We start from the raw sequence: 24448 nt of genomic DNA on the forward strand, positions 1-24448 counted from the left end.
CCGCAGCCGACGCAGGACGCCGACGCTTCGGCCCGCGCCGGGTGGTGCGCCATGGCCCGAATGGTGGAGATGGTCGGGAAGGTCACGCGGAGCCGTTACGACGAGCTGGTGGCCGAGTCTCTGGACATGGTGGAGGAGGACACCCGCTGCCAGTTCGGGCTCGGGGACGCGGCTTTGGAGCTGGAGCCGCTTCGTGGGCACGGTGGTCATCTGCCGCTCGACGAGGGTGACCAGGGTGTGGAGGAGTCACTGCGGCTGTTCGCCGAGGAGATCGGGCTGTCCTTCTATACGGTCCGCACGCACCGGTGGGTGGCCGCGCAGTGGCCCTTCGAGCACCGGCAGACGGGGGTCTCCTGGGAGGTACACCGGATCCTGGCCTCCGTACCGGACCGGTTCGAGCTGATCCGGAACCCGCCGCTGAGTGAGCGCACCGGCCGGCGCCGGTGGAGTGCGGAGGTGGCCAAGAAGTTAGTGGGCTGGAAGACCGAGGAAGTCCTGGTCCCGGTCACCGCCCAGGAAAAGGTCGAGGCGATCCGTGAACTGGCGCGCGATGACGAGGCGGTGGCGGCGCAGGTGGCCACCGACTTCCTGCGCCGGCCGGAGGTGGCGTTCAAGGCCATGCGCGATGCCGAGGCCCGGGAGAACGTGAACGAGGCCCAGTTCGAGCAGGCCGGCCTGGACGACGAGTTCGACGAGGAGTACGAGGAAGCCTTCGCCGAAGAGGGCGAGCGGTTCGACGACCCGGCCCGCATCGTCCACAGCTGGCGGAGGTCGATGGAGTTCAGCGACCTGATCGCTGTCTGCCAGGGGTTCATCGCCGGGGCCGCGCGGCTGGTCCCGAAGCTGCGCGGGCACGAGTTCACCGACGCCCAGACGAAGGTGTTGGAAAACCACTTGGAGAAGATCCGCGCGACGGCCGACTGGATCGAGACCGCGGCCGCGACCGGTCAGGTCGACCTTGACGAACAGCTCGCCCAGTTGCTGCGGGGCCAGTAGCCATGGGGGCGGGTCTGCCCGCCCACGTCCACGGCCAGGCGGTACGCAAGGCTCTGCAGGAGGCGCGGCCTGCTGGGCTGACGCTTCCGCAGTTGTGCCGGGCGACCAAGCGTACGCCGTCGCAGGTCTGGGCGGGCTTGAGGTTCCTGCGGAAGGTCGCGGTCAAGGAAGGACTTCCGCCGGTGACCTACAGCAGACGGGACGGCTTTCAGATGTCGGAGGAGAGCGAGGTCTGGATCTCCTACGAGCGGGCGATCTTCCAGGCGGAACTGCACCGGGTCACCAACTTCATCACCGGGATCATTGCCCCGCACGCCAAGAAGTCCCCGGACGACGAATGGATCCGCCTGGTTCTGGACCAGCTCGGCGGAGTCAAGGCCACCCTCGAAGTCCTCACCCGCATGGAACGCTGATGACCTGCACGGACGAGACCCGGCCGCCGGCCGTGCGCAGGCGGCGGTACCCCAGTGACACCACGGACGCCGAATGGGCCATCCTCGAACCGCTGCTGCCTGTCCCTGCCTGCGAGTTGCCCACGGGCGGGCGCCCGGAGAAGCATCCGCGCCGCAACGTGGTCGATGCCATCCGGTACGTCAACGACAATGGGTGCAAGTGGAGGGCCGTTCCCGTCGATTTCGGGATCCCTTGGCGCACGGTCTACGGCTTTTTTCAAAGGTGGCGGGCGAGCGGGGACCTGGCCCGCATCCATGCCGAGTTGCACCAGATGGTCCGTGTCCACGACGGCCTCAATCCCCGCTCTGTCGCGGTGATCCTGGACTCCCAGTCCGTCAAGGGCGCGGAGACGGTGGGCCAGGACACCCGTGGCTTCGACGGCGGGAAGCTGATCAACGGCCGGAAGCGGCACCTGGCCGTCGATATGCGTGGGATGGCTCTGGCTGTCATGGTCACCAAGGCCTCGCCGCACGACAGTATCCCCGCCCGCGACCAGCTTTTTCGCCTGCGCCTGACCCATCCCGAACTCGCCGTCGCCTGGGCGGACTCTGCCTACGGAGGAACCCTCGTCGACTGGTCCCACTCCTTCCTCGGTATCACCCTCAAGACGGTGCCCCGCCGCAAGGACCAGGACGGCTTCGCCGTCCTCGCCAAGCGGTGGAGAGTAGAGCGGGCGATCTCGTGGATCATGAGAGCCAGGAGGAACGTGCGCGACTACGAGAGGCTCGTCTCCCACAGTGAAGCCCACATCACCTGGACCTTCATCACCCTCATGATCCGCCGTCTCTGCCGCCCTCCCCGCCCACCGCGCACCACGCCGCACCCCGTCGAACCGGTGAAGGCAGCCGGCAAGCCCAAACCCATACGCATCCGGCGGATGCAGCCACAGACGATCCGGCTGGCGCCCACTGCCTTGTCCTAGTGTGCGAATGTGAGCGGCAATGCCAGAAGGCTGATCTCAGTGCTGTAGTGAGCTGGCCGGTGAGTAGTTCGAGCTGGACACCGGTGTCCTGGCGTCGGCGTACACATGAACGTCCCCACGCGCGTGCGAAGGATGCCTGGGGCCACGGGCCGGCGGTCACGTGGTCACGGCTGCCGAGGGTGCGCGGCTCAGGGGATCGGGAGTGGCGATGGCGGTTTGGTGACGGCGAAGGCGAATGTCGTCTTGATCGAAGACAGTGACGGGAGGGTCCGCAGCTCTCGCCGTACGAGGTCTTCGTACGCGGCGAAGGAGTCGATGACGATCTTGACGAGGTAATCGTCATCGCCGGCGAGCAGGTACGCCTCGACCACCTCGGGAATCGAGCGGATCTTCTCCTCGACGGCGTCGACGACCTCCGAGGTGTGTGCGAGGAGCGTCATCCGTACGAAGGCGGTGATGGACAGCCCGAGCGCGTCCTGAGAGAGCATCGCCGCATAGCCATTGATCACGCCGCTCTCCTGCAAGAGCCGCACGCGCCGCAGGCACGGTGACGGGGAGAGGCCCACGCGATCCGCAAGCTCCTGATTGGTGAGTCTGCCGTCTCGCTGGAGTTCGAGGAGGATGTGCCGGTCGATGTCATCCAAGGTCACCATGTGGCAGATTCTGCCATAGGAGACCGATATCGCGGCAGGATTCGCAATCGCCTGCTACGGAAACCTTCCTAAGATTGCTCACCGTAGAGCAGGGATGGAAGGAGATGGCTATGGCCAATCAGATGCGTACAAGGTTGATGGGTGTGGCCGCTCTCGTTGCCGCGGTTGTCTTGTGGTCCTCGTTCGCCCTGACGGTCAGGGGGATCGGCTCGTCGAGCCTCACCTCGATCGACGTGGCGTTCCTCCGCTTCGCGACACCCGTCGTCATCCTGGCGCCGTGGCTTCCGCGCACCGTTCGCGCGCTGCGTGGCGAACGGATCGGTGTCCTGCTCATGCTCGGTATCGGTGGTCTGCCGCACTTTCTTCTCTCCGCACTCGGCGGACGCCTGACCTCCGCCGCGCTCATCGGTCTCCTCATCCCCGGCACGGTCCCGCTGTTCGTCGCGGTGATCCTGTATCTCCGGTGGCGGGAACGGATCTCTCCCCGAGGTCTGATCGCCCTGGCCGCAATCACCACGGGTATCGCAGCGACTGCAATGCAGACGACGTCCACCGCGACGACCGCGGGAATCGGCATTCTCCTCACCGCCGGATGCGCCTGGGCCGTCTACACGATCGGCCTGCGCCAGACGAGGCTCGGTCTGACCGGCGTCGTGCTCGCCGTCTGTACACCCGCCACCATCACAGCCGCCCTGCTCGCCGCCTCCGCCGCTATGCCCTCACACCTGATCACCGGCACCGCCGGCATTTCCGACGTTCTGCTCTTCACCAGCCTCCAGGGCATCGGGACAGGACTGCTCTCGACCCTGTGCTACGCCTACGCGGTGCGCGCACTCGGCAGCACCCTCACCGCAACAGCCGGCGCGACCAGCCCCGTCCTGACAGCTCTCCTCGCCATCCCCCTCTTCGACGAGCCCATCACCCCAGGCGTGAGCGCCGCCCTCGCGCTCATCGTCACCGGCGTGACCGTATTCAACATCGCGCCGCGCCATCGTGAAAACGGCCCCAAGCGTCCACTGCTTGCGGGGAAGTCACTTGACCGAACCCGCAGCACGACGAATGGGACGCCGCCGACCAACGCGGTATCAACGAGCGAAGTGACCTGACAGCCTGGGACACTGGTCCGCGCACGACTGGGGAGCCAAGGCCGTACTCCAACACCTGGAGCATCCGGAGAGGGCAGCCGGGCCAGCATGGCCAATTCCAGCCCCTATTGCGACCCCTGGCGCCCGGCTCCACCCACCGGTCCACCAGTCACGGAACGTCACAGATCACCGGTTCTGACACAGCTTCTCACAAGGCCAGCGACAGAGCCGAATTACCCGACCCCCGACCGTCGACACACGTTGATCCTTTGAGAACAAAGAGTGCCCAGCAGCCCCGATCTCTTTCAGCTTTTGGCCCAGCTCGGTACCTCAGCTGTCGATTCGACCCAAGCCAGCAGGTGCCCGATGATCACAGCAACCTCGCCCTGTGACTCCGGGTGAATGTCTGCCTGCCAAACTGCTTCGGTCAAGTCATCAATCCCCATGAGACGGCCCCAGCCCTCGGCATACACGGCGGCGTTGCCCCACCGGCTGCCCGTTTCGGCGGTCACCCTCACGTCAGCAGTCGGCTTACGGCCCGGACGGTCAGGGGGCCCATCGGCGGGCCTCAGCCACAGCACCATTTTGGTTCCACGCGCTCGACACCCGGCCTCGTTCTCTGCGAACCACAGCTCAAGCCACCGTGGCAGCCCGCCCATGTCGCCCCCTCATTACGGCGTCCGGCACAAGCCCATCCTGGCACCAGTCCGGACTTGAGCATCCACCGGCATCACAAGATCAGCGACAGAGCCGAATTGGCTGACGCCGATCATGCAGAGCGTGGGGAATTGTTTGACCGTCGACACTATGAAGTGCTCGGCGCCAAGATCCGCGACGAAGGCGCGCACCGGCGCCTCCACAGCGTGGAGTTTCTCCAGACGCGCATCGTGGCGCCAGCGCGGGTTGGGGAAGAAGGGAAGCTCGGGCAGCTCTTGGGAGACGTCCACCGGCGTGGTGTGCAGACGCTGCGTGCTGCCGAGTTCTTCCAGCCTTTGCTGGATGGCACGCGTGACACGGTCCCAGCGTACGAAGCGAAGCGACGGCGAGGTGTCGAGGCCGTGGAGCGCGATGCGTTGGATTACTTCGGCGACCGCCTCGCTGAAACGGCCGTCGTAGGCTGGAAGGTCGGGGCTGGTTGCTGCGATCACCCACGCGTTACGGGCCTCGTCGGGAACGTAGGTGAGTTCCGACAGGCGGGCAGCTCGTCCGGCACGGCACAAGTCGACGATGAACAGGGTGGGCTCGGGCTGTTGGTGAGCTGTGCTGACCCAGTGGCTCACGTTGGTGGCATTGCCGACCTGCCCGCACGCCGGGACCATGTGGATGTGCTCGATGTTGGCAGCTGCCCGCGAGCGGTTCAGATCCTCTGCCACGCTGCCGTGCGAGATGACGTGCACGATCCGCGTGGAGGCGGACATGATGGCATCGTCGCTCTGGATAAGCACCTCTTTGCGGTCGGGGTCGCCAATCCCCAGTACGTCGTACCCGATGCTCTTGTACGCCAGACTGAGGCGGGACATCAGCTCGGGGACAAACGCGAGCTCCCCCCAGACTGTGTGCCCTGGTTCCGGCTCACCCTGCGTCGCCATTGCGGAGGCGAATCGCGCAACGCCCATGAGCAGAACCTGCTCCGCGCTCATCGCTCTTCTCCCCCTCGTGGCAGCTCGGCTGTCCAGTGAAGCATGAACAGGATGACGACTATGGCGGGTTGGGATGCCGAAGACGAGCTAAGCGCGGAGCTGCGTTCGTGCCCAGCGGGCAGGCCTTCGAGGCTGAAGCGGTTCAACGTGCCCTTGTGTCGGGCGTCAGGGCCTCTTGGCCGGCCCGTCGTGCCTGCACGCTGACCGGCTCGCGGGACCCTGCGCAGCTTTTCAAACCAAGGCTTCTTCAGCCATGTACGTGGTGCGTCAGACCGGGGCCGCGCGGTCCAGAGGCCCTGGCCCGCCGTCCTTGTGGTTGGCTTTCGGGGCGGGCCTCGTGACCGGCGGTGCTCGGAGCAGGGCGGGGCGGACGGCCGGGCTGGTGTCCGGGTGCGCACAAGGGGCGGGGCTCGTTCGTTCGGAAGGGCGCTCCCGTCGCGGGCATCAGGACGACGAGGGCGGCGGCGTGGGGCACGAGGTCGGTCGTGTTGAAGACACTGCGCATGGTCAGATGGCGGGAGCCGGGCGGGGCTCAGTAGTAGAACTCAAGGTAGTCGATGCGATCAAGGCTCACCTTTTCCTGCAGGTGAGCAGGCCGGCCGCGGTGGAAGTAGCAGGCACCGAGAGCGTCGCTGAGTATGTCGCGCAGTCCCGCTTCCGGAGTGCCGTTGTGATGGGCGGTGAACAGGCGTTCCGGGTACGGGGTGTTCAGCGTCAGGGTCAGAAAACGTAGGCGGGGATCGTCACTTGTTCCGACGGCTGCGGTGAAGCCCAGCCATGCGCGAAAGTTGAGCATCATCTGGCCGTCGTTGGCGAGGATGGTGTCGTGTGCCCGACGGCGCACACGGGGCTGCCAGAGCCTGATGACTTCGCGTTCCACGGCCTGGTGGAGCGGATGGTCCTGCGATATCCGCGCGGCGGTGCGTAAGGCATCGAGGTCTGCGGGAGTCGTCTGGAGCCGGTGTGCCAGGGCGGCCGTGTCGTGGCGGTTCTGCTTGAGGAGGTAGGTCAGCCGGGCTGGAATCGAGTGGGGCGGGGTGCGGGTCCAGTGCCGGGAGTCGGCCCGGTCGAGGGCTTCTCGGATGGTGTTCGCGCTCAGGTTCAAAGGCGGAGCGGCTTTCTTGGGTGGCTTGTTTGTGTGGTGCCGGCAGTGGGTGTTGCAACGATCGCCGCATGGAATTCGAGGGTCCACTCGCGCGGTTACCGCGGTCTGCGGTGATGGTACGGGGCGAGACGGTGGCGTCGTATCTGTGGCGGCTGGCGGAACGCAACGGCATGCGCTTTGAGGATTTGGCCCAGCACATCGGCGCTCCAAGGACGATCAAGGCGGCGGACCCCCAGACGGAGGAAGTGCGTCTGGGGCCGGTGGCACGCCAGCGCCTGGCCGAGGTCAGCGGGAAGTCATTGGCGCAGCTGGCCCACGCTCTGGTGTCGCTGGATCACAGCCGGATTTCCGCGCGGGCACGCCGGCAGGTGCAGATCGAGCCTTGGCCTGAGAATGAACTTCCGATGCAGACTTGCGAGTTGTGTGCGGTGGGACGTAGTGAGCGGCGGGTATGGCGCGTTCCCGCAGAGCAGTGGGCGGTCTGTGTCCGTCACGGGCGGTGGATGGCCACGGCGCAGGGAGACGTCCAGATTGGTTTGGAGCGGTTGCCGGAGGTGGTGGATGCGCATGTGCGGCGGCTGCGGCTGGAGCGACGCACGGGGCCGTATGCGCGTGCGCTGATGGCGGATGCACAGCAGGTGGCGGTGTATTGGTGGCAGTGCCGTCAGATGGCCTGGCGGGGGGTGTGGCGGGCGCGGCAGGAGGCGTTGGGGGTGGATCGGTCGGCGCTGTGGGCGGTGCCGCTGGTGGTGTATCCCGAGGCGGTCGTTGTGGCGGAGGCGATGGCGGTGCGTGAGCGGCAGCGCGCGGTGGGGCGCAGTTTCGCCGGTGGTCCGGCGGGCTGGTCGACGGGGCGGTGGACGGCGTGGGTGGGTGAGCGGCTCGGCATGGTCGGGGAGATGGCCGACGGTGGGCATCGCGGACTGGAGGCGTGGCTGGTGTCGCACCGCAATACGGTGCCGGTGGTGGCCCGGCTGGCGCAGCAGGAAGAACGGGCAGCGCCGCGCAGTGTGCCGTTGTCGCCGCTGGAGCCGCATGAAGCGATTCCTGTGCACGGGCCGCTGGCGGAAGCTTCGTGCCTGCCGTGGCGGCTGGGCTCACCGATGACCAGCACGTCCTGGGGCTGACCGGGCAAGACGTGAAGGGGCGGGGCCGTAACCGTGGTTGGCCGCCCCGCGTTGGCCGTGCATGGACGACGATCTCCTCGGCGCGGACTGCGCCATGCCGGAGCTGACCGAGCCGCGTCTGGCCTTGTTCACGCTGTCGGAGGCGCACGAGTTGCTGGATGTGCTGCACCACTTCGGCGCGGCAGATCACGACTGGGGTGCGCAGGCTCGGCACTTCGCTGCAGAGTTGGCATCCCGCGTGCCGTCACGGGATGTCTGAAGGCATCCGTTGCGCTCTTGTGGTCCGTCTCGCTGTTCCTCTTCTTGACGGGGGTTCTGTGCGGGTTTGGTTTTGTGTTGCGGGAACTGCTTGTTCCAGGGGGCGGCTAAGAGTTGTCCCGTAACTGCTGGTCACAGTGAGCCGGTGGGGCCGACCGACGTCAGCCGAAGAGGAGGTCGACGTCCTTCTCGAGGCAGAACTGCAGGACGATTACGAACTGGCGGGCGTCGTCGAGGTGCCGTTGGAGGAGCGGTTCGATGCTTCCCTCTTGAGGTTGGTCGGCGATCTCCAGCAGGCGGGGCAGGATCGCCGCGCACTGGCCCGGCGTGAGGTCCGGGCCGTCGTCGTCGGGATGATTGAGGAGTGGTGCCAGGGTGGTGGAGACGTCTTTCCAGGAGCGCTGTCCACCGAAGCCGTCCATCTCGTTTAGTTCGAACCCCTCGGCCTGCGCCAGCCACCGCCGGAACACTCCAAAGCCGGTGTAGGACCAGGACACGTCCGGGCTGCTGGTGTCGTCGTCTCCTGGGAACAGAACGAGCCCCACGTGTCCTCCTCGTTGACCGAGCCCACAGGATCGGCCTGAGGGAAGGGTGACGGCAACTGAAATGATCTCGCTGTGGCTGGTGTGATCACGGCGTCGGAGCCGTCCTGGATAGCCCCGTTCACCGGGCTGAGCCCGCGACAGTTCGGGAAGCTGATCACCGCGCTGCGGCGCGAGGGTGCGGACCCGGTGCGCAAGGGCCGGCCGTGGAGCCTGCCGCTGGAGGACCGTGTGCTGCTGGTCGCCGCCTACTGGCGGACCAACCTGACGCTGCGCCAACTGGCCCCGCTGTTCGGGGTGTCGAAGTCGGCAGCCGACCGCATCATCGACCACCTCGGACCTGCGCTCGCCCTCCAGCAACGCAGGCGGTTCCGCAAGGACGCCGTGCTGATCGTGGACGGCACCCTGGTCCCCACCCGCGATCACCAGGTCGCCGAGCAGTCGAAGAACTACCGCTACTCGACCAACCACCAGGTCGTCATCGACGCCGACACCCGGCTCGTCGTCGCCGTCGGCCGCCCGTTGCCCGGCAACCGCAACGACTGCAAGGCGTGGGAACTGTCCGGCGCGAAGGACGCCGTCGGCAAAACAACGGTCATCGCGGACGGCGGCTACCGCGGCACCGGCCTGGTCATCCCGCACCGCCGCGAACCCGGCCAGGCCGAACTCCCTGACTGGAAAGAGGAACACAACACCTCCCACCGCAAAGTCCGCGCCCGCGTCGAGCACGCTTTCGCCCGCATGAAGACCTGGAAGATCCTCCGCGACTGCCGCCTCAAGGGCGACGGCGTCCACCACGCCATGCTCGGCATCGCCCGCCTGCACAACCTCACCCTGGCCGGGTGACGGAGAAACGGCAGCTCATCCAGCACGTCAAAGATCATTTACGGGACAGCGCTTAGTTCGGCCGAGGTGTCGTTGGCCTGCCGGGGATCGCCGTGGCGGGGTCAGGCGGTGGGGTTTTTGATGTAGCGGGCCGGGTTGAGGCCCTGGGTTTGCTGATGCTGATACCAGGCCATGGTCTGGACGCCTTCTTCCTTGGCAAAGCCAGGGTTGACGCCCAGGCGGATGAAGCCGGACACGCCTTGCTGGTCCGGTCCGGTGGGGACGACGTTGAGGGCGTTGGGCTCGTGAGCTGGGTAGAGGGCGCAGTCGGAGAGGACTGCGAGCGGGTAGCGGCCTGTTTCCTCGCCCATCTTGCGCATTTTGCGGTGCAGGGTGACGCGCGCGCGGGAGACGACGGCGGCACGGATATCGGGGCGCCAGGTGGGCTTATTCAGGGCGGACCAGCGCGTGTAGGGGGCGGTGATGTCTCGTGGCCCTTCGCGGAGTTTGCCCAGTCCTCCCTTGGCGGTGGCTTTGATGGCCGCGAGGAGGCCGAGGAGGGCGGGGTCGGCCGTGGCGAGCTTCTTCATCGCGGCGAGGTAGTCGGCCTGGGGGATTTTCTGGTGCACGCCGAGCTCGGCCATGGTGGCGAGGTAGGCGTCGCGGATTCGGTCGTACCAGGAAGTGAGGTAGGGGCCGTGGTCGTCGCGGAGGTAGGCCTCCATCGGGCGGACCTCGATCTCGAGTTCCCGGGCGTAGTCCAGGGTGGGCGTGGTGTACCACGCTGGTCCGGTCGGGGCCTGTCCCGTGGCGGTGAAGGGTGAGGGCAGGCGGGGGTCCAGGGTGGCGTGGGAGAGATCGCAGAACCACGCGCCGGGGATTTTCTTGTCGAAAGTGGGCGCGAGGACGTGGCGGGGCGGGGCGTTCAGGCCGACCGGCAGGCCGGAGGCGGCTGCGGCGAAGGAGAGGTTGGTGTCGAGCCCGACGACGTGGGGGAATTCGGTCGTCTCCTGGTCGCTGGGCGGGCGGGTCCAGTCCCAGGCTTCCTCGTCCATGGCTTGCTCGGGAAGGCGGCCCCGGGCGAGCGGGTGGGCGTCAGGGGCCTCGGGCGGGGCAGGTTCCAGAGCCGTGTGCAGGCCGCGGGGGTTGGGCGCTGAGGACCAGCGCCCGTTGTCGGGGTCGCGGTGTGCTCTGGTTGGCGGCCGCAGGGCGGTCATGAGTTCCTCGCCGCACACGGCGGTGGAGCCACGGGGTGTCAGCAGACGGTCGGAGTAAAGGCCCAGAATGCGGGCGAGGTCGGTCGGCGACAGTGGTGGAAGGTTCCAGCCGTCCTGAGACAGTGCTCCCCAGGCGGTGATGGCCAGTTGCACGGAAGCACGTTTGTTGTTCGTGATGGGGCGAAAGACGCGGGGCCAGGGGCCGAAGCCTCGGCGGGTGAGGCTGAAGCCTGCCTGTTGGAGGTGGGTGATGACGGGGTGGGAGTCGGGCAGGCGCAGGCGGGCGCGGTCGTCGAGTGCGGCGGGGAGGTTGAGGGCTGCACTGGCCGCGGGTGTCAGCACGATGAGGGGGTCGCAGTCGCTGTCGAGGCCTTGCGGGGACAGCTTGTCCCGGCGCAGACCGCTGCGGAGTGTCCACTGCAGCAGGGAAGCAAGGTCGTCGGCATCCAGCGGTAGTTGGGAGCCGTTGGTGAAGTGGGCAGTCAGGGCGGAGGCGTGGTCGATCACGGCCAGCGGACCGGTGGGCTGGACGGTCTGCACGGGTGCGGCCTGGCTGCGGGGTGTGGATGTCACGGGCGTGGTGGTGGGAAAGAGCGATGGCTGCTCTGCCTTCTTGCCGGCTCTCAAGGAAGTGGTGGGAGTGGGCACTTGCCGGGGCGGCGGGCCCTGGTGTTCTGGCTGCTGCAGGGTCTTGAGTCCCTGCAGGAGGCGGGCGTAGGCGGCGCGGCGAGCGGCGAGCGGCTCCTGGGCTCCGGTTTCCCAGGCTTCGATGTCCTCGGTGAGACAGCCGAGGACATCAGCTAGCTGCGCTGTGGACAGTCCGGCGGCCGTGCGCAGCCGTGCCCGTTCGAGGGGCGGGGGCAGGGGTATGCGCTTAGCCGAGAGGTCGGCGAGGAGGGCATCCACACGCGCAAAGAGTTCGGCTTCGTCACCGTGGTCTGCGGGCACCTGCCGAATCTGTCAGGCTCCCCGGCCATGCCCGTCGGATTCGCGTCATAGCGGGTCGGCCGTGCTGGGGCGGCTCGATACCGAGAGCATGCCGGACAAACGGTCTCATCCAGTGCCAAGAGATGCCATCTGTAGGGATCATTGAGTGGTAGATGCTCTGCCTGCTGCCGGATCGCCATGCCCGTTGAACCTGCATGAGGCGGTTGCGGCCGGCGGCCCTGCAGCCTGAATGGCGGATTAAGGATCATGCGGCGGCCGCCCTGCAGTAGAGTCAACTGCCTTGCTGCTGTGGGCGGTTACGTATTCCGGCCGGGGTGGCCCAGTCAGATACGAGGCCCGGAAAGAAAGCGGATGACGGTGGCTGTCGCGTTGGAGGTCGTCCACCGGATCGAGGACGACAGCAGGAGCATCACGGTTCCTGCGACCCGGGCGGGCGTGGTGCCGCTGACCCGCCGGGGCGAGGTGTGGAAGCCGGTTCGGCATCCGTCGCAGCGCAGTATCGCCACTTGGTGGTGGGCGGCGACGACGGGCAAGCACGTGGGCTGCCGGTCGATGAACGTGCTGGCGGTGGCCATGCTGCTGGACTTCGATCCGTCGGTCACGGAGTTCACCGCGTGGCCGGCGAGGATCAAGTGGCGTGCGCGGGGCCGGGAACGCAGTGTGGTTCCGGACTTCTTCGTCCGTACCGCTCAGGGTGCGACGCTGGTCGTGGCCTGTCCTCCGGCGAGCGGACCGAGCCCGCGGTGGCAGCGCCAGCAGCAGGTGCTGCGCCAGGCCTGCCAGGAGGCGGGGTGGGAGCTGGGTATGCCGCGGATTCCGGAGCCGATGGCGTTGGCGAATCTGCGGTGGGTTTCCCGCTACCGGCATCCGCGCTTCGGCGACCGGGACGTCGAGCAGGCGTTGACGGCCGCGTTCCGTACGCCGCGGACGCTGGAAGAAGGGGTGCGGGCGACGGGATTGCCGCGGCTGTCGACGCTGCCGCGCCTGTATCACCTGCTGTGGCGGCGGGAACTGGCCATGGAGTGGAACCGGGCTATGGGGCCGGACAGTGTGATCAGTGCGTCGGGCCGGATGCCGTCGGCGATGCACCGCCCGGTGCACAGGGAAGCGGCGTGAGCGAGGTAGTCAGCGCGCGGCCGCGGGTGTCGGGGCTGGCGCCGCGCGGCATTGTGGCGCCCGGGGACCGGGTGCGGTGGATGGGCGAGCAGTACACCGTGTCGGCCCTGTCAGGCACGACGGTGCATCTGGCCCCCGTCCCGGGCAGCGCCGGCTCTTCGATTGCGGCGGCGATTCAGTTTCTGGCCGTGGCCGAGGACTTCGCCGTGCTCGACGAGAGGGGCCTGGCGCTGGCGGCCGGTCCGTTCCCGAACTGGTCCATGCTGGAGGGTGTCAGTGCCGCCTGCGCCCGGGATGCGCGGATCTGGGGGCGGCACGTCATCGAGGTCGAGACGGGCCTGTTGCCCGGTGCGCCCGAGGGCGGCAGACCGCGCGAGGGCTACGATCCGGACCGGTTCACGCTGGTGGAGCGCTACCAGCGCAAAGCGGCCGAACTGAGTGCCGTGCTGGACTGGCCGGTGTCGTGGCAGACGGTCCAGCGCAAGCGCTTGGCCTTCAAACGGGAAGGCATCTGGGGGCTGGTCGACAAGCGGTGCACCCGCAAGAGCACGCTGCACGGGCGCACCGATCCACGGGTCGTGGACCTGCTGCTGGCCCTGCACGAACGCCAGGCCAAGGAGCAGGCCGCCACCGACGCGCGCACCCTGTTCACGAACCTGCGGCGCGTCGCGCGGACACGCCTGGGTGCTGGAGTGAAAGTACCGACCGACCCGACCCTGTATGCGCTGCTGAAGCGGCTGGGCCTCGACGCGCTGCAGCTGCGCGATCCCACCCGGCGCCGCAAGGACCAGTTCAACCGTCCCGCGCCGCCGTTCGGAGTGACCACCGCCACCGCCCCGGGCGAGCTGGTGCAGATCGACTCCACGGCGCTGGACGTGAAGGTGCTGGGCGATGACGGGCGGCCCACGCAGGTGGAACTGACGGCGGCCATCGACGTTTTCACGCGCAGCATCATCGCCGCCGTGCTGCGGCCCAAGACCCCGGGCCGGCGCAAGACCCGGCAGCAGACGAGGGCACTGCTGAGCACCGGCACCAGTAAGGGCAGGGCCACCAAGGCGGTGGACGCCTCCCTGCTGCTGGCGCTGTGCATGGTGCCCGCCCCGATGCGGCCCGGCTTCGATGCGAAGGCCTCCGCTGCCCGTTCGGATCTGCCATACGAGGAACTGCTGGAGGTCGATGCACGGATGGAGCACGCCGCGGCCCGCCCGGTGATCATGCCGGAGACCATCGTGATCGACCACGGCACGGTCTTCACCGGGCAGACCTTCTTCGACGCCTGTTCCTACCTCGGCATCTCCGTGCGCCCGGCCCGCAAGCGCACCCCGACGGACAAGGCGATCGTCGAGCGGACCTTCGCGTCGATCAAGTCGCTGTTCAGCCAGCGTGTCAACTCCTACACCGGGCGCGACTTCAGCCGCCGCGGCAAGGAGCTCCATCCCGACCGGCTGTGGACCCTGCAGCAACTCGACGATCTGCTGCAGGAATGGATCGCGGTCGGCTGGCAGGCACGGCCTCACGAGGAGCTGCGCAGCCCCTACGAGCCGAACCTGCCGCCGCTGACACCCAACCAGATGTATGCCGCGGGCGTGCAGACGGCCGGCTACGTGCCGATCCCGCTGGGCTTCGAGGACTATCTGCAGCTGCTGCCCACCGCCTGGGTCGGTGTACGTGATGAGGGAATCCGCTTCAAGAACCGCACCTACGACAACTACAAGGGGGATCTCGAGGAGGTTCGCAACAAGCCGTCGGGGCTGAAAGGCAAGAAGCGGGACGGGTGGGAACTGCGCTACAACCCCTACACCCCGGAGCAGGTCTGGCTGCGGGATCACCGCAGCGGTAAGTGGATCACTGCGGTCTTCAAGCACCAGCACCTGATCGGCGCGCCGTGGACGCAGCACCTGTGGGAGAGCGCCAGTGCCGAGCACGTGGCGCGCGGCGGCCGCCATACCGACGACGAGAACATCGCCCAGGTGCTGGCCGAGCTGCTGGAGCGGGCCGGCCGCGGCCCTGACGAACCCGGTGCGGTGAACGTGCCCGACGGCTACGGGCCCCTGCCCGGACTGGAAACGGGGTGGGTGCCCCAGGCGGAAAGCGACTTCGATCCCTTCGCCGGTGCGGCCGCGCTCGACCTGGACGCGCTCGGGCCGCTCACCGTGCTCGAGCTCGACCAGACAAGCCTGTACGCCCCCGATGCCCCCTCCCTCCCGGAAGGCGCCGACCCTGCACCCGCCGCAGGTGGTGCCAGCCCGGGCGGCGGGGACACCGAAGAGGTGCCGCTCTGGGCGGGCCTGGACGGCCTGGAGGACGGCTTGGATGACGCTGCGCGCATGCTGCTGGATCTGCCTTCCGAAACCGACCCCCCGCAGGAGGACATGTGATGATGCAGCCGCCGGACATTACGGACGATGACATCCGCCTGCTGGTCGACTCCCCCGCTCCCACACCGGTGTTCACCACGCCCCGGCCGCTGTGGCTCAACACCCTGACGAACTGGCGCACCTTCGCCGCGCTGGACCGCACCCGGCCGGACCTGGCGGACAGTCCGCCGGCCGGCACGATCGTCGCCGACAACGACTTGCGGCTGCGGTATCACGCCCTGATGCCGACCGTCGTCACCCCTGCCATCGGCCGGGCTCTCGTTGTCGTCCACGATCACCTGCTGTCCAACCGTGAACGCACGCACGGCAAGACCGGCGTCATCATCGAGGGCCCGCGGGGCACCGGCAAGACCGAGATCCTGCAGTACATCGGCCGTCACTACGAGAACAAGATCGCCCGCCTGTACGAGCCGGACGAGAACCGCATCCCGGTGATCGCACTGCGGGTGCCTCCCCTAGCCCGGGGCGGCCGGCGGAACTGGCCGGCGGCCTTCGCCTCCTTCCTCGGTCTCAAACACGACGGCGGCACCGACCCCACCCGCTCCATCTGTCATGTGATGCGTAACAGCTCCACCCTGCTCGTCCTCGTCGACGGCATAGAGCAGCTACGGGCCGGCGCAGATGCCGAGGAGTCGTTCGCCTACCTGGAAGAAATCAGTGAAAGCACCGGCGCCACCTTCGTCTTCGCTGGGCGCGCGGCCCGTTCCATCGTCGATCCCCTCACCCGTGACCGGGAAGCCGTCCTGGCTGACAACGAGGAGATCTGGGGCGATTACGCGGGCCTGCGCACCAGCCGGATCGGCTACGACGAGGAGGGCCACAAGCTGTTCACGAAGATCGTCCGCAAGTTCGACGAGAATCTGTGCCTGCGCGAGCATCGGCCGGACGACCTGACCAGCCTGCACGAATACCTGCACCGTCGCAGCAAGGGCTATCTGCGGGCCCTGTCCCAGCTCGTGAGCCAGGGCGCCCAGAAAGCGATCTGGACCAAGAAGGAGCGCATCACCGAGGACCTGCTGGAGTCTTTGACCATCGGCCGCAGCCGCACCATCTGACCGTGTTCATCACCGCCCGGCTGGCACGTGATCCCGGGGCGGGGACTGGTCACCGTTCACCGGGCAGAGGGGGAAGAACAGCCGTGGAGTATGACGACGTCGGGGAGGACGAGGACGCCGGCGAGACGAAGGTGACCGTCCGAGTGCCGCTGGGCACCCGCCTGGCCCTGACGAGTGGCCTGGAACGGCACCAGGCCTGGACGCAGGAGATGAAGGCACACCATCGGCTCTGCAGTTGAAAGGGCTGACACCCGCGCAGCGGGACACCCTGCGGGCCGAACAGCGCCAAGAGCTGGACGTCTTGCGCAGCCGCGGCAGCCTCCTGGACAAGAGGGACCGTCTGATTGCCTTCGGGCTACGCCAGGAACTGCAAGCCAGAGGCTGGCACCACTCCTGGTGGACCGGCGTGGAGTGGGAGGAGATACCCATGGGGCTCGTCCCTGCCGCCCCCGTCAGCACAAACCCCGAAACCCTCTCCTTGTCCCTGCCCGCCATGCTCGTGGAGCAGGTGCGTTCGGGATGCTGGTTCTCCTCGAGGGAGTCCATCCGCCAGCTGCGGCAATGGCGTGCCGACGACACCGCCGCCGTCCTGCAGTCGCGCGAGGGGCCTCCACAGGAGGTGTACAGACGCCTGGCCGACGGTGTCACCACGACAGGAGAGGTCTACCGTTCGGGCATCCGTCGCGGGCTGCAGGCGGCACTGCATCTTCCAACGCCGCCTGCGGTCACGGCTCTTGCCACGTTGACGGACTCGTAAGCAGTTCGGCCGGGGGTCGCTTCGGTGCAGTAGGAAGACCTTCGCGAGTGCGAGCAGACTCGGTCCGCACAGGATCCTTGTCCGTTGCGGATGCCGGCGTCGTCACCCAATCGTCGGCCACACTGAGAGAGCTCACTGTGACAGCACGGTGCCGGTGGAGCCTGTTCTCTGGTTGCCAGCGTGCTACGAGATGTGGAGGTCCTGCTCCCAGCCGGCAATGGTGCAGTCGCCTTCAGATACATCGGCAGGTTCGGCCGCGGGGTCCCAGACGGCCAAGACAGTGAAGGTGCCGCTGACCACGGCGTCGCCTTGCAGTTCGTCCATCCCGTCTCCGTCGGAACTGCGACGGACCAAGGACGCCGAGAGGCTGCCCTCGAAGGTGCCGTTGAAGTTGAACTCGATCTCGCCATCCAAGCGGCTGAAGTCGAGGGAGTCGACGTCAAGCGTGATGAAGTCGTAGGTGGGCGGCCCCGCGGTGATCGGGTCGCTCGATTCGGCGCCCTCGAATCCGGCGGTCACCCGGTCGTGGATCTCGTCGATGAGCTGCACAACCGGGGCTTGGAGCACCTCGGCCAGTTCTGTCCCGCAGACCTCTTCCAGCAGCGTTACCGCGGAGCGCCCCCGGCGGTCCAGGGTTACGTCAATGCGCTGGTACCTTCCCGTGTCCTCGTTGAGCGTCACTTCCACTTCGCGGAAGGATTGGTAGTCGATGAGTCGCGGATCCATCACTGCCAGGATCTGAACGACGGCGGGAGCGTGGTCCAGGAACTCCTGGCGTAGGCCCGCGTCGCCGAGATCTGCCGTGACGGCTTCGAGTAGATGTGCGGCTACTTTGCCGGACCGACCCAGTCTCTGCACGTGAGCGATGACCTTGGCACGGTGCTTCTTTGCGGTCTTCAGACGGGTGACCACGATGGGGGCGTCGTAGGTGTCGTTGCTCTTGTTCTCCGCTCCGTTGCACGGAGCGCAGATGGGCGCGAGGTTCTGGGGGTCGTGGATATCAAAATCGTGTGGCAGGCCATGTGCGCGCTTGAGTTCACGCAGTCGGGGTTCGCTGACGTCTTGGGGGATGATGTGGTCGATCTGGACGAAGCCGAACTCCACCGGCTTGGAACACCAGTAGCACTTCGAGCCCCAGACCTCCCACAGGGCCAGGCGCAGCTCCCTGTTAGAGCGTCCCTTTCTGTAACGGACCTTACGGACTGCTATGCGAACCATGGTGCCCCCGTGTCACTTGCTACGCGTACGCACCGTTCTATCTCAGGTGCTGGGGATGCGCCGAAGAGTTCGCCAGAACCGGGTGAGCCGTCCGCGTCGGCTGTGTCACCCGTCGTGGCCCAGGGCTTCCTGTCGTCTCTCTTGATCTTCGGGGCTTGTTCAGTCAGGTCTGGACGAGTACACGTGCCCGAGCGCGGTGCCGCGGGAGCCCTCGAAGGGCCGGACAACCCAGGCCAGAATCCCAGGACTTCAAGCCAGGGAACTCGTCAACGCTCTGTGGCCTTGGGCGGGTCCCAGGCCATCCGGAGGATGCCGAGTGCGGCGCGCTCTTCGTCGGTGAGTTCGTTGGGGGTGCGGCGGATGTGGTCGATCCAGGAGCCGAGTCGGAAGGTTCCTATCCAGTCGGTTTCGGTGTGCTGGCGGGGGACGTCGAGGTGGCCTTCGCGGGCGAGGTAGCAGGAGGCGGCGACCAGGCCGCGGCGGAACTCGCGGCCTCGTTCGGTGCGGAATGCTTCGGGGTGGATGCTGTCGACGTGCGGGGTGATGCCGATGTCGATCAGGAGTTGGGCTTGTTCGATGTGGAGCGTGTCGAAGTTGTTGCGCTGGCGGCTGAGCCACTGCCCCAGCTTGAATCCGTCCGGGGTGGTGAACGAGCCGGGGAGGTCCGGGCTGCCGCCTGCGTCCTTGTGTGTTTTGGCGTGGGCGTAGGCGCGTCGCCAGGTGAGCGGCCAGCTTGGGTTCCACCAGGGGTCGAGGGCGGTGAACTGTGCGGCCTGGTCCTTGGGGAGCGTGTCGGCGTTGTCCTTCCTGCGGCATTCGGCGAGCCAAGCCCCAATGGGGTGGCCGCCTTGTGTGGCGTCGGTGGGTGCGGCCAGGTGCCCGTAGGCGGTGGCGTAGGCGCGGGCGTGGTCGAGGATGCGGCTGAAGGTGTGGGCGGGGGTGCTCCACAGCATGCCGAGAGCATCCAGGGCGTCGGCATGCTTGCTGGGCAGGCGGCCGGCCAGGTGCCGCAGCCGCTGATTGCTGATCCACTCCCCCAGGGCGAAGCCCATGTCGTCGTGAAAGGCGTGGGGGACGTCGAGGTGCTGGTGCTCGTGGTGGTAGCGAGTGGCTGAGGCCAGGCCGTCACGCCAGGAGCCGGTGGCGGGCAACGTGATTTCAAGGCCGAGGGCGAGGGCGACCTGCAGGGCGCGTTCGGCGCGGTTGTAGTGGATGGTGCGGCGCGGACCGCCACCGGCCAGGCGGTGACTGCGGCGGGGGACGGCGAGGTGGTCGAGGAAGTGGTCGTCGTGAGCCCTGAGGGCCTGGAGGATGGTGTAGATGCCTTCGAACTGCGAGTCGTGCAGGGCCTGTTCGGTGGCCTGTCCGTCGGGTAGGTAGACGGGCAGCACGAGGGTGGCCTTCTTGCCGCGGCCGGGTACCAGGCGCAGGGCGCGGCCGATGGCCTGGATGGCGTCGACGACGCTGTTGCGGGGTGCGGCGAAGACCACGGAGTCGATGGCGGGGATGTCGATGCCTTCAGCCAGGACCCGGACGTTGCTGAGCACGGTGCATCCGTCGGCGTTCTGGAAGGCGGACAGCAGGCTGCGGCGCTCGTCGGCACGTTGCGTCCCGTCGACCCAAAACGCCTGTAGGTCCGGCCGCTTGAGCTGGACGGCGGTGTGGGGCAGGTCTTTGGAGAACGCTTCGGCTGCCTCGATGCGGTTGTGGAAGACGAGAACGCGCTGCAGGTCGTGGTCGGTAATGGCATGCAGGACGGCCACCTGCAGAGCGGCTGCCCGCAGGCCGCCGTGCTGCGGATCAAGGTGGGGCTTGCGGGTAAGGATGGCATGCAGGTGCTTGTCACCGACCACGGGCATCACTACCTGGTAGTCGGCCAGGAGCCCGCGTTCGATCGCCTCGGCCATGCCGAGGCGGTAGACGACGGGCCCGAAGATGTCGCGGCGGTCCATGGTGGCGGTGGGGGCGCCGTCCCACCCTCCGGCGGTGAAGATGCGGGGCGTGGCGGTCATGTAGAGACGCAGCCGGGCAGGGATGGCACGGTCGTCGTGGATGGCTCCCCAGCCTTCCTGGGTGCTCATGCACGTACGGTGGGCCTCGTCCACGACGATGAGGTCCCAGGCTGGCAACTGGCCGCCGTGGTGGGCTTGCTGCAGTCCCGGCAGGGACGCGTAGGTCACGAAGACCGTGGTGGGGCCGTCCTGTTCGGCGATGACGCCGGCCAGGTCCGCGGGCCGCTTGACCATGCGGGCCGTGCGCCGGGGCAGGCCGCTGCGGGTCTGGCTCAATGAGGACAGACCCACCAGGAGGCCGGCACGTCCGCCTTCGCGCCAGCGCCCAATGGTCTGGGTCAGCAGTTCCAGGGTGGGCACGGCCACCAAGACCCTGCCGGTGGGGGCCGTATGGCGGGCGGTCGCCACGGCGGTGAGGGTCTTGCCGGTGCCGCATGCGGACACGGCGGTCACGCGGCGTTCTCCCCGCTCGAAGGCACCGGTGATAGCTGCCAGGGCTTCTTGCTGATGCGGGCGCAGTGCGAGCGACACGGCCGGGGGCTTCTCCTAGCAGAGGCGGATCCGGAACACGGCAACCGTAGTGGATCATTGGGGAGCGCTCCCCAATTCCAGCCAGAATGGATGGAGTTGGGGACCCGTGCAGAAAATCAGGCGGAGGAAAGAGAGGGCAGCACATTGACTGGGCGTTCGCTGGAGTCTTTGCCGGGCGCAGGCGGCGAGAGCCCGTTGCAGCCGCTGCCGCGGCGGCTGCGGTTCATCGCGGAGGAATCCACGAACTCGTTCGTGCACCGGCTGGCGGAGACCAACGGGCTCGATCCGCGAGAACTGCTGTCGATGCTCGGTGCGGGTGATGCGCTCGTTCCCGAGCCGGAGTTCAGCGAAGTGCACCTGAACGTGGCCGCGCGCGGCAGGCTGGCCGCCTTGGCGGGTTGCCCCACCGAGGTCCTGGCACACGTGCTGCCCACGCTGCGCGCGCATCCGCTGCCCGATCCGGACGGTGCGCCGCCCCGCTGGGACGTGCCCAACCCCTGGGAGCCCGTCGATGACTGCTTGGTACGCGTGTGTGATCTGTGCGCGCTGGCCAAGCGGGCACGCCGGGATGCGTATGCGGTCTCGGCGGCCGGCTGGAGGGTGTGCGCCCGGCACCGGCGGTGGACGGACAATCTGCGGGAGGACGGGGTGACCTGCATCCCGCTCACTGCTGTTCCGGAGGTTCTGGCAGCTCATGGGGAGCGCGTGCGGCTCGAGCGGCGGCTGGGGGCCGGCGGGCGCATCGCGTTCGCGGACGCTTTCCACATCGCCGTCTTCTGGTGGAATCAGGGCGCCCAGGTTCCTCGCGCGTGGGCGGAGCGCCACCAGCGGCTCGGCCTCCAGGAGGGCAGCGACCGGCGGGTGGCGGCATTGGTGGCCTACCCGGAGGTCGTCCAGCTGGCCGGTGTTCTCGCTGCACGGGAGCGCCGACGGCTGCGGGGCAGCTGGTCGCGCGCGCAGGACACTGACTGGCTGCGGGGGGGTGCAGGCTCTGTTCGCTTCGTGGGAGCTGCGCGGCAGTGTCCCGATGGAGCCGGTGCTGCAGTGGACGGCCCTGCACTCGGGACGGGCACGTCTGTCCGGTCCGAAGCCGGTGCGGGGCCGCTATCGCCGCCTTGGCATCTCGGGCCCCCACCCGCAGGCGGCCGGTGCCGTCGCGCTGGAGGCTCTCACCTGCTTGCCCTGGCGGTTGGGCGAGATCCCGGAGACGCCAGGGCATCTGTGGAGTGTGACCAGCCGCGCGTGAGGAGCGCACGTCCGCGTGCGGGGGGGCTGCTCCGTGCTCAGATGCGGAAGCCGATGTGGGAGACGTGGTGGTAGGCGCCATGGTCGGAGCCGAGGCTGTCCGCGATGGCGCCCCACGCGTCGTCCAGGGCTTTCTGGTCGCACGAGTTCCAGGCCTCCACGACCCGCCGCCAGTCGGTGCGGACCGTGATCCTGCGAATGTTCAGCTCGCGACGCCGGTGGGGAGCGACATGCTGCTGGTCGACCGGATGCACCTCGATACGGGTGCCGCGGCCGTCGTTCCACAGGCGCTGCTTGTAGTAGCCGACGAGATTGTGGCGGCGGCAGGCCCAGAAGGCCCGGTCGATCTTTTCCAGGTTGGCCGGCAGAGGGCGCTGGCGTGCTGTCCTCCACCGGGCGATGGTCCGCTCGGTCACGGTGACCTGGGCCAGCCGTAACCAGGCAAGTCCCTGCTCGTCCCTCGCCAGGTAGCGCAGACGGACGGCCAGGCCTCTGGGATCGCTGATGGGTGCCAGACTCCCGTTGGCTGCCCGTTCGTCGAGGTGACGCGCCAGCGCGGCCCCGCCGGATATGCCGGTAGCGCCGTAGCGCCCGAACCCCTCCCCCGGCTGCGCGGGCGGCGGAGGGAGGATCCCGCTCGTCGGGAGCGTCACAGGTTCCACGATCGGTCTTCCGCCTTGTCTGCTGTTGTCGTAGTGAAGTGATGGTCTGCCTGGCGTGGTGGAGCTGGGAAGTGCCTGGTCCTCTGGGGTGAAGGCGGCTTGCTGATCCATCGGCGGCCGGGGCCGGTCCGGGGGCGTCGTCGCCGTCTGGGCGCGTCGGGTCCCCACTCGCAGGTGCCTCCTGCTGCCGCGCTGGAGGCCGTCACCTGTCTGCCTTGGCGGCTGGGTGAGACCGAGGAGGCGCTGGCACATCTGTGGAGTGTGGGCAGTCGCGTGTGAAGGGGCCATGGCCGCGTGCGGTGGGTTCGAGCTGGGGCACGCTCAGATACCGAAGCCGATGTAGGAGACCTGACGGTACGCGCCGTGGTCGGAGCCGAGGCTGTCGGCGATGGAGTTCCAGGCATCGTCCAGGGCCTGCTGGTCGCCCGAGTTCCAGGCGTCCACGACCCGTCGCCAGTCGGTGCGGACATTGATCGTGCGTATGTTCAGCTCACGGCGGTGGTTGGGGGCGACATGCTGCTGATCGACCGGATGGATCTCAATCCGGGTGCCACGGCCGTCGTCCCACAGGCGCTGCTTGTAGTAGCCGACAAGGTTGTGGCGGCGGCAGGCCCAGAACGCCTGGTCGATCTTTTTCAGATTGGCCGGCAGGGGACGTTGCCGTGCCGTCCTCCACCGGGCGATGGTCCGCTCGGTCACGGTGACCTGAGCCAGCCGTAACCAGGCAAGTCCCTGCTCGTCCCTCGCCAGGTAGCGCAGACGGACGGCCAGGCCCCTCGGATCGCTGACCGGCGGCAGGCCGTTCATGCCCGCACGCTCGTCAAGCTGACGGGCCAGCGCGACTCCCCCGGATACGCCAGCGGCACCGTAGTGCCCGTATCCCGCCTCCGGCCGCGCTGGAGGCGGTGGGAGGGTTCCACTGATCGGAGGATTCGCAGGTGTCATGACCGGCTCGTGTTTCCTTTCTGCCGTTAAATCCGCAACGGACACAGACCGTGTCGCTGCTGCCTTGGGATCACCATAGAAGACAGAGACAGTGCGCGCAGACGGGATCCTGACAGCCAACTCCCCTGTGTTGGGCATGAGATGAGGTATCCGAAGGAGCAGTTCTGGAGACTGCAAGCGGGACTCGCCCACTGGAATCGGTGCTTCGGTACGCGGACGAGGATGACGTCTCGCCGGGTGGCCTGAGGAGTGGTTGGCCCGAGGGTGTGGATGGAAGCGGTGCGCGGCCGCCCGCAGCCTACCGACGCACGCTCACAGCCAGCGCGGGAAAAATGTCGCCGATCTCGTACGTGGCCGCGGTCCCGGACCGGACGGCCCCAGCCGCCGTATCCGCCCCCGCATCGGCGGCTGTCTGCGCGACCGCCGCCCACCGCGCGACCAGCCCGAACAGATCCGCAGGGTCCGCATCGTCCAGGGCAGTCTGGAAGCGGTCGCGTAGCTCAGGCGGCAGCTCGCGGCGGATCGAGCCAACCGTACGGGGCCGGTCGGTCGGCCCCGTGGCGTGGCCGGGGAGTTCAGCGGGCATTGCAACCTCCGGTCTCGGTGCCTCGTCCAGGCTACGCGGGCCTCCCTGCACGGCTTCAGGCCTCCAGACCGCGGGGGTCGTCGCGCAGCAGGTCGTCAAAGAGGGTGGCGGCGTTGCCGGGGCAACTTGAGCGGGGCTTCGGTGTTCGCCACGTCGACTGCCAGGGCGGCCG

General features: G+C 67.8%; 23 protein-coding genes and 1 pseudogene. 13 read left to right on the forward strand and 11 right to left on the reverse strand.

Annotation, left to right across the window (positions count from 1 at the left end):
- The first annotated feature begins 51 nt into the window (after positions 1 to 51).
- From ACIBTS_RS24395 to ACIBTS_RS24405, 3 genes and pseudogenes are all read left to right on the forward strand, one after another.
- Positions 52 to 996 (forward strand): DUF6192 family protein, encoded by a 945-nt coding sequence (locus ACIBTS_RS24395; RefSeq protein WP_399322097.1) that lies wholly within the window; start codon positions 52 to 54, stop codon positions 994 to 996.
- A 182-nt stretch (positions 997 to 1178) separates the two neighbouring features.
- A complete protein-coding gene (locus ACIBTS_RS24400; RefSeq protein ID WP_399322099.1) occupies positions 1179 to 1409 on the forward strand; it encodes a hypothetical protein in 231 nt (76 codons plus the stop codon).
- A 32-nt stretch (positions 1410 to 1441) separates the two neighbouring features.
- Positions 1442 to 2355: pseudogene (locus ACIBTS_RS24405) on the forward strand (IS5 family transposase); the annotation flags it as partial.
- Between the two features lie 204 nt (positions 2356 to 2559).
- Here the strand turns inward: ACIBTS_RS24405 and ACIBTS_RS24410 are convergent.
- Positions 2560 to 3024, reverse strand: coding sequence for an Lrp/AsnC family transcriptional regulator (locus tag ACIBTS_RS24410; RefSeq protein WP_399322100.1), 465 nt, complete (start codon positions 3022 to 3024; stop codon positions 2560 to 2562).
- Positions 3025 to 3134: 110 nt separating this feature from the next.
- Here ACIBTS_RS24410 and ACIBTS_RS24415 point away from each other — a divergent pair, with 110 nt between their 5' ends.
- Positions 3135 to 4130 (forward strand): DMT family transporter, encoded by a 996-nt coding sequence (locus tag ACIBTS_RS24415; RefSeq protein WP_399322102.1) that lies wholly within the window; start codon positions 3135 to 3137, stop codon positions 4128 to 4130.
- A 284-nt stretch (positions 4131 to 4414) separates the two neighbouring features.
- Here ACIBTS_RS24415 and ACIBTS_RS24420 read toward each other — a convergent pair whose 3' ends face one another.
- The 3 genes from ACIBTS_RS24420 to tpg all read right to left on the reverse strand — a co-directional run bounded on the left by ACIBTS_RS24420 (position 4415) and on the right by tpg (position 6854).
- The gene (locus tag ACIBTS_RS24420) at positions 4415 to 4621 is read right to left on the reverse strand and encodes a hypothetical protein (protein ID WP_399322103.1); all 207 of its coding nucleotides are present in this window, start codon (positions 4619 to 4621) and stop codon (positions 4415 to 4417) included.
- Positions 4622 to 4780: 159 nt separating this feature from the next.
- Positions 4781 to 5749, reverse strand: a complete 969-nt coding sequence (locus ACIBTS_RS24425) for a hypothetical protein (RefSeq protein WP_399322105.1) — start codon at positions 5747 to 5749, stop codon at positions 4781 to 4783.
- Between the two features lie 532 nt (positions 5750 to 6281).
- A complete protein-coding gene (gene tpg, locus ACIBTS_RS24430) occupies positions 6282 to 6854 on the reverse strand; it encodes a telomere-protecting terminal protein Tpg (RefSeq protein ID WP_399322107.1) in 573 nt (190 codons plus the stop codon).
- 68 nt (positions 6855 to 6922) lie between these two features.
- On the opposite strand from tpg, the gene ACIBTS_RS24435 reads away from it, so the two are divergent.
- Positions 6923 to 7981: a TniQ family protein gene (locus ACIBTS_RS24435; RefSeq protein WP_399322108.1), complete on the forward strand. Its 1059-nt coding sequence runs from the start codon at positions 6923 to 6925 to the stop codon at positions 7979 to 7981.
- Positions 7982 to 8042: 61 nt separating this feature from the next.
- Positions 8043 to 8240: a hypothetical protein gene (locus tag ACIBTS_RS24440; protein ID WP_399322110.1), complete on the forward strand. Its 198-nt coding sequence runs from the start codon at positions 8043 to 8045 to the stop codon at positions 8238 to 8240.
- Positions 8241 to 8400: 160 nt separating this feature from the next.
- Here ACIBTS_RS24440 and ACIBTS_RS24445 read toward each other — a convergent pair whose 3' ends face one another.
- Positions 8401 to 8784: a hypothetical protein gene (locus ACIBTS_RS24445; protein ID WP_399322112.1), complete on the reverse strand. Its 384-nt coding sequence runs from the start codon at positions 8782 to 8784 to the stop codon at positions 8401 to 8403.
- Between the two features lie 72 nt (positions 8785 to 8856).
- Between ACIBTS_RS24445 and ACIBTS_RS24450 the strand changes: the two genes are divergently transcribed.
- Positions 8857 to 9627, forward strand: a complete 771-nt coding sequence (locus ACIBTS_RS24450; RefSeq protein ID WP_311718157.1) for a transposase — start codon at positions 8857 to 8859, stop codon at positions 9625 to 9627.
- A 101-nt stretch (positions 9628 to 9728) separates the two neighbouring features.
- Here the strand turns inward: ACIBTS_RS24450 and tap are convergent, their stop codons facing one another.
- A complete protein-coding gene (gene tap / locus ACIBTS_RS24455) occupies positions 9729 to 11771 on the reverse strand; it encodes a telomere-associated protein Tap (protein ID WP_399322113.1) in 2043 nt (680 codons plus the stop codon).
- Positions 11772 to 12122: 351 nt separating this feature from the next.
- On the opposite strand from tap, the gene ACIBTS_RS24460 reads away from it, so the two are divergent.
- The 5 genes from ACIBTS_RS24460 to ACIBTS_RS24480 all read left to right on the forward strand — a co-directional run bounded on the left by ACIBTS_RS24460 (position 12123) and on the right by ACIBTS_RS24480 (position 17077).
- Positions 12123 to 12887: a TnsA-like heteromeric transposase endonuclease subunit gene (locus ACIBTS_RS24460; RefSeq protein ID WP_399322115.1), complete on the forward strand. Its 765-nt coding sequence runs from the start codon at positions 12123 to 12125 to the stop codon at positions 12885 to 12887.
- Complete coding sequence (locus ACIBTS_RS24465) at positions 12884 to 15265, forward strand: hypothetical protein (protein ID WP_399322117.1); 2382 nt, start codon at positions 12884 to 12886, stop codon at positions 15263 to 15265. Before ACIBTS_RS24460 ends, ACIBTS_RS24465 begins: the two co-directional genes overlap by 4 nt.
- Positions 15265 to 16320: an AAA family ATPase gene (locus ACIBTS_RS24470; protein ID WP_399322119.1), complete on the forward strand. Its 1056-nt coding sequence runs from the start codon at positions 15265 to 15267 to the stop codon at positions 16318 to 16320. Before ACIBTS_RS24465 ends, ACIBTS_RS24470 begins: the two co-directional genes overlap by 1 nt.
- A gap of 83 nt (positions 16321 to 16403) precedes the next feature.
- Entirely contained in the window at positions 16404 to 16559 is a 156-nt protein-coding gene (locus ACIBTS_RS24475) for a hypothetical protein (protein WP_399322120.1), read from the forward strand.
- A complete protein-coding gene (locus ACIBTS_RS24480) occupies positions 16556 to 17077 on the forward strand; it encodes a hypothetical protein (RefSeq protein WP_399322122.1) in 522 nt (173 codons plus the stop codon). Before ACIBTS_RS24475 ends, ACIBTS_RS24480 begins: the two co-directional genes overlap by 4 nt.
- A 183-nt stretch (positions 17078 to 17260) precedes the next feature.
- Here the strand turns inward: ACIBTS_RS24480 and ACIBTS_RS24485 are convergent, their stop codons facing one another.
- Entirely contained in the window at positions 17261 to 18181 is a 921-nt protein-coding gene (locus tag ACIBTS_RS24485) for a hypothetical protein (RefSeq protein ID WP_399322123.1), read from the reverse strand.
- Between the two features lie 380 nt (positions 18182 to 18561).
- Entirely contained in the window at positions 18562 to 20838 is a 2277-nt protein-coding gene (locus ACIBTS_RS24490; RefSeq protein ID WP_399322125.1) for a Helicase associated domain protein, read from the reverse strand.
- Positions 20839 to 20928: 90 nt separating this feature from the next.
- Here ACIBTS_RS24490 and ACIBTS_RS24495 point away from each other — a divergent pair, with 90 nt between their 5' ends.
- Positions 20929 to 22158 (forward strand): TniQ family protein, encoded by a 1230-nt coding sequence (locus tag ACIBTS_RS24495; RefSeq protein WP_399322127.1) that lies wholly within the window; start codon positions 20929 to 20931, stop codon positions 22156 to 22158.
- Here the strand turns inward: ACIBTS_RS24495 and ACIBTS_RS24500 are convergent.
- The 3 genes from ACIBTS_RS24500 to ACIBTS_RS24510 form a co-directional block, all read right to left on the reverse strand.
- A complete protein-coding gene (locus ACIBTS_RS24500; protein WP_399322128.1) occupies positions 22122 to 22736 on the reverse strand; it encodes a transcriptional regulator in 615 nt (204 codons plus the stop codon). The genes ACIBTS_RS24495 and ACIBTS_RS24500 overlap by 37 nt on opposite strands.
- A gap of 330 nt (positions 22737 to 23066) precedes the next feature.
- On the reverse strand, positions 23067 to 23552 hold the full coding sequence (locus tag ACIBTS_RS24505; protein WP_399322130.1) for a transcriptional regulator: 486 nt from the start codon (positions 23550 to 23552) through the stop codon (positions 23067 to 23069).
- 436 nt (positions 23553 to 23988) lie between these two features.
- Positions 23989 to 24276, reverse strand: coding sequence for a hypothetical protein (locus ACIBTS_RS24510; protein ID WP_399322132.1), 288 nt, complete (start codon positions 24274 to 24276; stop codon positions 23989 to 23991).
- Between the last annotated feature and the right edge of the window lie 172 nt (positions 24277 to 24448).

It is taken from the genome of Streptomyces sp. NPDC050121 (genome assembly GCF_044460385.1).
Classification (GTDB): Bacteria; Actinomycetota; Actinomycetes; order Streptomycetales; family Streptomycetaceae; genus Streptomyces; species Streptomyces soliscabiei.

Coding starts and splice junctions, on each gene's coding strand:
- ACIBTS_RS24395 (WP_399322097.1), top strand. CDS start 52: ATGGCCCGAATGGTGGAGATGGTCGGGAAGGTCACGCGGAGCCGTTAC.
- ACIBTS_RS24410 (WP_399322100.1), bottom strand. CDS start 3,024: ATGGTGACCTTGGATGACATCGACCGGCACATCCTCCTCGAACTCCAG.
- ACIBTS_RS24415 (WP_399322102.1), top strand. CDS start 3,135: ATGGCCAATCAGATGCGTACAAGGTTGATGGGTGTGGCCGCTCTCGTT.
- ACIBTS_RS24425 (WP_399322105.1), bottom strand. CDS start 5,749: ATGAGCGCGGAGCAGGTTCTGCTCATGGGCGTTGCGCGATTCGCCTCC.
- ACIBTS_RS24435 (WP_399322108.1), top strand. CDS start 6,923: ATGGAATTCGAGGGTCCACTCGCGCGGTTACCGCGGTCTGCGGTGATG.
- ACIBTS_RS24440 (WP_399322110.1), top strand. CDS start 8,043: ATGGACGACGATCTCCTCGGCGCGGACTGCGCCATGCCGGAGCTGACC.
- ACIBTS_RS24460 (WP_399322115.1), top strand. CDS start 12,123: ATGACGGTGGCTGTCGCGTTGGAGGTCGTCCACCGGATCGAGGACGAC.
- ACIBTS_RS24470 (WP_399322119.1), top strand. CDS start 15,265: ATGATGCAGCCGCCGGACATTACGGACGATGACATCCGCCTGCTGGTC.
- ACIBTS_RS24495 (WP_399322127.1), top strand. CDS start 20,929: ATGGAGTTGGGGACCCGTGCAGAAAATCAGGCGGAGGAAAGAGAGGGC.
- ACIBTS_RS24505 (WP_399322130.1), bottom strand. CDS start 23,552: ATGAACGGCCTGCCGCCGGTCAGCGATCCGAGGGGCCTGGCCGTCCGT.
- ACIBTS_RS24510 (WP_399322132.1), bottom strand. CDS start 24,276: ATGCCCGCTGAACTCCCCGGCCACGCCACGGGGCCGACCGACCGGCCC.